Consider the following 7,065-nt stretch of genomic DNA (forward strand, 5'->3'; position numbering starts at 1 on the left):
CGCACCGCCGGGCGGTCCGGCGCGCGAGTCCTCACAGGCGCGCGTCGGTCCCCGGCCCCAGCGGCAGCCCGAGGAAGAACCACAGCGTCAGCAGCGCCATCCACGAGATCCAGAAGCAGATCGTGAAGGGCAGGAACCGCGAGATCAGGGTCCCCAGCCCGGCCTGCGGTTCGTAGCGGCGCAGCATCGCCAGCACCACCACGATGTACGGGTTCAGCGGCGTGAGGATCTGCGTGGCGGAGTCCCCGGCGCGGAACGCCGCCTGCGTGAACGCCGGTTCGTAGCCCAGCAGCGCGAACAGCGGCACGAACACCGCACCCATGATCGTCCACATCGACGACCCGGAGATGATGAACAGGTTCAGCACGCTCGCCAGCGCCACGAACGCGACGATCGCCTCGTAGCCCGTCAGGTCCAGCGAGCGCAGCGCGCTCGCCCCCGCCACCGCCATCCAGGTGCCCACCCGGCTCCAGGTGAACAGGGCGATGAACTGCCCCAGCACGAACGCCAGGACGATGAACGGCGCCATGTCCTTCACCGCGTCGGCCATCGCGGCCGGCACCTGCGTGATCCGCCGCAGCGTGCCGTTGGCCCGGCCGAACACCAGGGCGGGCACGGTGAGCATCACCACCACGAGGAACACCACCGACCCCAGCAGCGGTGAGGTCGGCAGGTACCCGCCGTCCTCGTTGCGCATCGGGGACCCCGGCACGACGGTGAGCGCGGTCAGCGCCAGCGCGGTGAGCAGGGCCGCCAGCCCGGCGCGCCCCAGGGCGCGGCGGTCGGCGGGGGTGACGGTGAGGTCGGCGACGTCCTGCACCGCACCCGGGCCCTCGGCGTCCGCCCGCTCCTCGGTGGGCACCCCGCCGCGCCGCAGCGCCGGTTCCAGCACCCGGGTGATGAGCAGCCCGCACACCAGGGTCAGCACGATCGAACTGGCGATGTTGTAGTACCAGTTCGACACCGGCGTCACCGGTGTTCCCGCGTCCGGCAGGGTCTGCGCCACCGACGAGGTGATGCCCGCGAACAGGGCGTCCAGGCTGGTGACCGCGATCGACGTGGAGTACCCGGCGCCGGCCGCCGCGAACGCCCCGAGCAGGCCCGCCACCGGGTGCCGCCCGACGGCCTTGAACACCATCGCCGCCAGCGGCGGGATGACGATCATCACCGAGTCCGCCATGACGCTGCCCACGACGCCGATGAACGCCACCGCGTACGGCAGCGCCCAGCGCGGCGCACCCGCGAACGCCACCCGCACCAGCGTCGCCATCAGCCCGCTGCGCTGCGCCAGCCCCACCGCCAGCAGGATGACCACGACGGTGCCCAGCGGCGGGAACGCCACGAAGTTGTCGACCAGGCTCGTGGTGAACCACTGCACGCCCTCACCGGTGAACAACCCGCGCACCGCGTCCACCTGCCCCGAGCCGGGCACCTCGACGGTGACACCGGCCCAGGCCATGGCGCTGCTCGCCACCGCCAGCAGCGCGAACAGGACCAGGAACAGCACGAACGGTTCCGGGATGCGGTTGCCCACCCGTTCGATGCCGCCGAGGAACCGGTCCACGCGGGTCGGCGAGACCTCCAGCCGGTCCGCGGCGCGTGCGCCCGTGCGCCCGCGCCGGCTCACGAGAGGAACCCCTCGACGTCCAGCACGCCGCCGGCGCGCTCGAACTCCGCACGCACCGCCGCCAGCAGCTCCGCGTCGGCCAGCACGTCCAGCGCCGTCAGGGCCAGGCCCACCGCACCGTCCAGCACTCCCGCGTCACCCGACGGGGAACCGGCCGCCCGAGCGAACTCCTCGGTGTGCAGGGAGACCTCCGGCCCCGCGACGGCGACCATCGGGTGGATCGCCGGGACCCGCACGCTGACGTTGCCCAGGTCGGTGGACCCCGACAGGTTCTCCGGCACCACCCCCGGCGGCAGGGCGGTGCGCCCGCGTCGGCGCTGGTGCTGCGTCCAGCGCGCGGCGAGCTCCAGGTTCGCCCGGATCGGCAGGTACGCCGGCTGGCGGTCCCACTGCAGCTCGTATCCGCACCCGGTCATCGCGGCCGCGGCCACCAGCACCGCCTCCACCCGCGCGCACAGGTCCGCCAGCGTCGCCGGCTCCGCCGAGCGCACGTAGTACTCGGCGGCCGCCCGCTCGGGCACCACGTTGGGACGCTGCCCGCCGTCCAGGACGATGCCGTGCACCCGGTCCGCGGGGCTGATGTGCTGGCGCATCATCGCGATGCCCTGGTAGCCGGCGACCACCGCGTCCAGGGCGTTGCGGCCCATGAACGGTTGCGCGGAGGCGTGCGCCGCCACGCCCCGGTACGTCACCCGCACCTGCCGGCGCCCCAGGAACGGCTGCACCGCCACGTCGTAGCTGAACGGGTGCAGCATCACCACCGCGTCGACGCCGTCGAACGCCCCGGCGCGCGCCATCGTCTCCTTGCCACCACCGCCCTCCTCGGCGGGCGTGCCCAGCAGCACCGCCGTGCCGCCCACCGCGCCCGAGCGCAGCGCGGCGACCAGCCCCAGGAACGCGCCCACCGCGCTCGCGCAGATGACGTTGTGCCCGCAGCCGTGGCCGATGCCCGGCAGAGCGTCGTACTCGGCGAGCACCGCCACCGTGGGGCCCTCACCGGCGCTGACGGACGCCCGCAGCGCCGTGTCCAGCCCGTGCACGCCCACCTGCGCGTCCACACCCTGCCCGGCCAGCAGGTCCGCCACCGCGCGCACCGAGGCGTGCTCGCCGAACGCCTCCTCCGGGTTCGCGTGCAGCCGGTGGCTCAGCCCCAGCAACTGCTCGCGCAGGCCCTCCACGGCCACCTCGGTGGCGTCCAGCAGTTCCGGCGGTGCACCGGCGAAGCCGCTGCCCAGCGGGGTGGCGCTCGCCGCCGCCCGCTCCACACCGGCCAGCAGCGAGGCCAGGTAGGTGCGGTCGGGCGCGGCCGGCTCAGCGGGGTCCTGCCGGTGCGGGGTGCCTGGTTCTGCCATGCCCAGCAGACCTACTCCTGTCCGCGGTCGGCGGCCACCGCGCCGCGCCGCCGGGAAACACGGAGTTCACGGTGGAGCCCCGCGGGCGGGGGGTCAGCCCGCCTGCTCGCGCAGTTCGCGCGGGTCCCGCCCGGGCGGCTGCTCCGGCCGGGGCAGGTCCGGTGCGGGCGGCACGTCGAGGGTGCGCGGGGCGCCCGGCTCCACGGTGAAGCGTTCCCCGTGGTGGCTGGTGTCGACCGCCCCACCGCTGACCACGGTGTAGCGCGCGCGCTGCACCGCCCCGTCCCGGCTGAGGTTCACCTCCAGGCAGGAACCGCGGTGCCGGGTGCGGAAGCACAACCCGTCCAGGCCCTCCGGCAGGCGCGGTGCGAACACCAGGCGCCCGTCGGCGTCGCGCATCCCGCCGAAACCGGCCACCAGCGCCTGCCAGGCGCCCGCCAGGGAGGCGATGTGCAGCCCGTCGGAGGTCTTGCCGCGCAGGTCGTGCAGGTCCACGAACACCGCCTCGCGGGCGTAGTCCGCGGCCAGGCCCAGGTGCCCGACCTCGGCGGCGACGACGGCCTGCACCGACGCCGACAGCGAGGAGTCGCGCACGGTCAGGCCCTCGTAGTACTCGAAGGCGGCGCGCTTCTCCTCGAGGGTGAAGGCCTCCGGGCGCAGCTGCAGGGCCAGCACGAGGTCGGCCTGCTTGGCCACCTGGCGCCGGTACAGGCTGAAGTACGGGAAGTGGTCGGCCAGCGGGTACTGCTCGGGGGAGGTGCCCTCGAAGTCCCACCGCTTGCGCCGGGTGGACCCCTCGTCCTGGGCGTGCACGCCCGTGTCCGGGTCGCGCGGCACGTGCACCGCGTCGGCCAGCCGCACCCACCGCGCCACCTCCTCGCCGGTGACGCCGAGCGCCCGCGCGCGCTCGGGGAACCGCCCGGCCAGGTCCACGGCGGCGCGCAGGTTCGCCTGGGCCATGAGGTTCGTGTACGCGTTGTCGTCCACCAGGGCGCTGTACTCGTCCGGGCCGGTGACCCCGTCGACGTGGAACCGGCCGCTCCCGTCCTCGCGGCCCAGCACCACCCAGGAGCGGGCGGTCTCCACCACGACGTCGGTGACGAGCTCGCGCGCGGCGTCCTCGTCACCCGTGGCGTGCACGTACCGCACCGCGGCGTCGGCGATGTCGGCGTTCAGGTGCACCGCCGCGGTCCCGGCCGGCCAGTACCCCGAGCTCTCCCGGCCGGTGATGGTGCGCCACGGGTACGTCGCCCCCGCCAGGCCCAGCTCGGCGGCCCGCTCCCTGGCGGCCGGCAGCATGGCGTGCCGCCAGCGCAGGGCCTCGGCGGCCGCCTGCGGCCACACGTGGTTGAGCATCGGCATGACGAACACCTCGGTGTCCCAGAAGGTGTGCCCGTCGTAGCCGGTGCCGGTCAGCCCCTTGGCCGGGATGCCGCGGTCGGTGGCCTGCGCGGCGGCCTGCAGGACGTGGAACAGGGCGAACCGCACGGCCTGCTGCAGCGCCTCGTCGCCGTCCACCCGCACGTCGGCGTGCTCCCAGAAGTCGTCCAGGACCTCCCGCTGCTGCGCTGCCAGGTGCTCGAAGCCGTCGCGCAGGCCCGCCTCCAGGGCGGTGCGCAGCCGCGGCAGCAGGTGCTGGCGCGTCTCCTGCGGTTCCCAGCCCAGCGCGGCGACCTTCACGACCCGCAGCTCCTGGCCCGGCTCCAGGCGCACGTGCGCGGTGGTGACGACCCGGTCGGCGGTGGCGTGGGTGCGCACCTCCGTCTCGGCGGGGCCGGTGACGTCGTGCTCCACGAGCACGGCGACCGCCAGCGCGCTGCCGTCGGTGCGCTGGCGCACGGCGCCGCCGCGACCGGCGGCCTCGGTGCGGGACCGGTGCAGCTGCGGGCTGCACACCACCGCCGAGCGCACCTCCACCTCCAGCGGCTCGTCCACCGCCTGCACGCGGTGGTCGACGGCGAACAGCCCGGGGCGCTCCAGGGGCACCAGCCGCTCCGAGCGGACCCGCACGCGCGCGCCGTCGGGGGAGGTCCACTCCGCCTCGCGGCGCAGCGTGCCGGTGCGCAGGTCCAGGGTGCGCTCGTGGGCGTGCAGCTCGCCGGTGCGCACGTCGAAGCGCTCGGGGCCCACGAACAGCTCCACGAGGCTCGGGTCGGGAACCGCGACGATGCGTTCCTGCACCTGCGGGTACCCGTAGCTGTACTCGGGGTAGTGCATCGGCCAGAGGTCGTGCACGCCGCTGAGGTACGTGCCCGGGCTGCCGCTGGGGGAGCCCTCGTCGAGCGAGCCGCGCACGCCGAGCCGGCCGTTCGCCAGCGTGAACAGCGACTCGGTGCGTTCCAGGGCCGAGACGTCCAGCTCGCCCTCGTGCACCGCCCACGGGTGCACCGCGCCGAGGTCCTTGTCCGTGCTCCTGCCGGCGTTCCCGCTCGCGCTCACGCGCCCTCCGTCCTCGCCGCCCGTGGGTTCGACGGCGCTCGCGCTCATCCGAGCAGGTGCGGGGGCCTCGCGCACCCGCACGTCGATCAGAGCAGCGGCGGCCCGGCGACCGCCGCGGCGGGCTTGTCCAGGGCCGTGCCCGAGCCGTCGCGGCGCCCGGGCGCCTCCGGCAGCGCCACCGCCGTGCCGGTGGGGGTGGCCGCCTCCGCCGGGCCGTGCCCGGCCCACGCCAGCAGCAGCACGTCCTCGCCGCGGGCGAAGCGGTGGCAGCGCACCCCGCCGGTGGCCCGGCCCTTGGCGGGGTACTCCGACAGCGGCGTGACCTTCGCCGAACCCAGCTGGGTGCCCGGCAGCGCTCCGGAGTCGCCGGCCACGGTCACCACCACCGCGTCCGGGTCGTCGGCGTCCACGGCCGTCATCGACACCACCTGCGCGCCGGGGGACAGGCGCACCCCCGCCACGCCCGCCGCACCGCGGCCCTGCGGTCGCACCAGCGAGGCGCTGAAGCGCAGCAGCTGCGCGTCGGAGGTGATGAACACCAGGTCCTCCTCGCCGGTGCGCAGCTGCGCGACGGCGACGACCTCGTCCTTGCGGCGGGCGGTGACGTCCTTCAGGGCGATGACGTCGACCTCCTCGCGGTTGCCGAGGGGTTCCAGCACCAGCCGCTTGACGACGCCCGTGGCGGTGGCCAGCGCGAAACCCGGGTCGTCCGGGTCCTCCACCCCCGGCACCGGCAGCGGCACCAGGCCCAGCGCGCGCTCGCCCTTGGCCAGGGTCAGGAACTCCTTCAGCGCCACCCCGCCGGACAGGGTCGGGCGCCCGTTCGTCGGCGGCAGCACCGGCAGGTCCAGCACCGGCAGCCGCACCAGGCGCCCCGCGGAGGTGACGATCCCGACGTGCCCGCGCGCGGTGGCGGGGGCCGCCGAGACCACCAGGTCGTGGCGGGTGCGCCGGCCCTCGGTGCCCAGCGGCTCGGCCGCGTCCGTGCGCGCCAGCAGCCCGGTGGAGGACATCAGCACGGTGCACGGGTCGTCGGCCACCTCCAGCGCCGCCACCGCTCCCGTCGCCGGGCCGCTGGAGGTCAGCAGCACCGTGCGCCGCGGCGTGCCGTGCTCGGCGGCCACCTGCGCCAGCTCGTCGCTGACCAGCTTCCGCAGCCTGCCCTCGTCCGCGAGGACCGCCCGCAGCTCGGCGATCTGGCGGTTCAGCTCCTCCTGCTCGCGCTCCAGCTCGATGCGGGAGAACTTCGTCAGCCTCCGCAGCTGCATGTCCAGGATGTAGGCGGCCTGCGTCTCGGACAGGTCGAACACCTGCACCAGCCTCGTGCGCGCCGAGGCGGCGTCGTCGGAGGAGCGCACGATGGCGATGACCTCGTCGATGTCGAGGATCGCCACCAGCAGGCCGTCGACCAGGTGCAGGCGCTCCTCCCTGCGCCGCAACCGGTACGCGGTGCGCCGGCGCACCACGTCCAGGCGGTGGGAGATGAAAACCACGAGCAGTTCCTTCAGCCCCAGCGTGCGGGGCTGGCCCTCGACGAGGGCGACGTTGTTGATGCCGAAGGTCTACTCCATCGGTGTCAGCCGGTACAGCTGCTCCAGGACCGCCTCGGGCACGAAACCGTTCTTCACCTCGATGACCAGGTGCAGG

The 7,065-nt window shown here is 74.8% G+C and carries 3 protein-coding genes and 1 pseudogene; all 4 read right to left on the reverse strand.

Annotated elements, in window-relative coordinates:
- Positions 1 to 31: 31 nt before the first annotated feature.
- Positions 32 to 1,627, reverse strand: coding sequence for an AbgT family transporter (locus ACRYM0_RS08895; RefSeq protein ID WP_432504172.1), 1,596 nt, complete (start codon positions 1,625 to 1,627; stop codon positions 32 to 34).
- The gene (locus ACRYM0_RS08900) at positions 1,624 to 2,979 is read right to left on the reverse strand and encodes a M20 family metallopeptidase (protein WP_432504174.1); all 1,356 of its coding nucleotides are present in this window, start codon (positions 2,977 to 2,979) and stop codon (positions 1,624 to 1,626) included. Before ACRYM0_RS08900 ends, ACRYM0_RS08895 begins: the two co-directional genes overlap by 4 nt.
- A 93-nt stretch (positions 2,980 to 3,072) precedes the next feature.
- A complete protein-coding gene (locus ACRYM0_RS08905; RefSeq protein ID WP_432504175.1) occupies positions 3,073 to 5,418 on the reverse strand; it encodes a glycoside hydrolase family 65 protein in 2,346 nt (781 codons plus the stop codon).
- An 86-nt stretch (positions 5,419 to 5,504) separates the two neighbouring features.
- Positions 5,505 to 7,065, reverse strand: a pseudogene (locus tag ACRYM0_RS08910) (DNA gyrase subunit A); the annotation flags it as partial.

Source organism: Kineococcus arenarius subsp. arenarius, assembly GCF_050871845.1.
Classification (GTDB): Bacteria; Actinomycetota; Actinomycetes; order Actinomycetales; family Kineococcaceae; genus Kineococcus.

Bases quoted from the DNA above. Each gene is read 5' to 3' on its own strand.
- ACRYM0_RS08900 (WP_432504174.1), bottom strand. From the start codon at position 2,979: ATGGCAGAACCAGGCACCCCGCACCGGCAGGACCCCGCTGAGCCGGCC.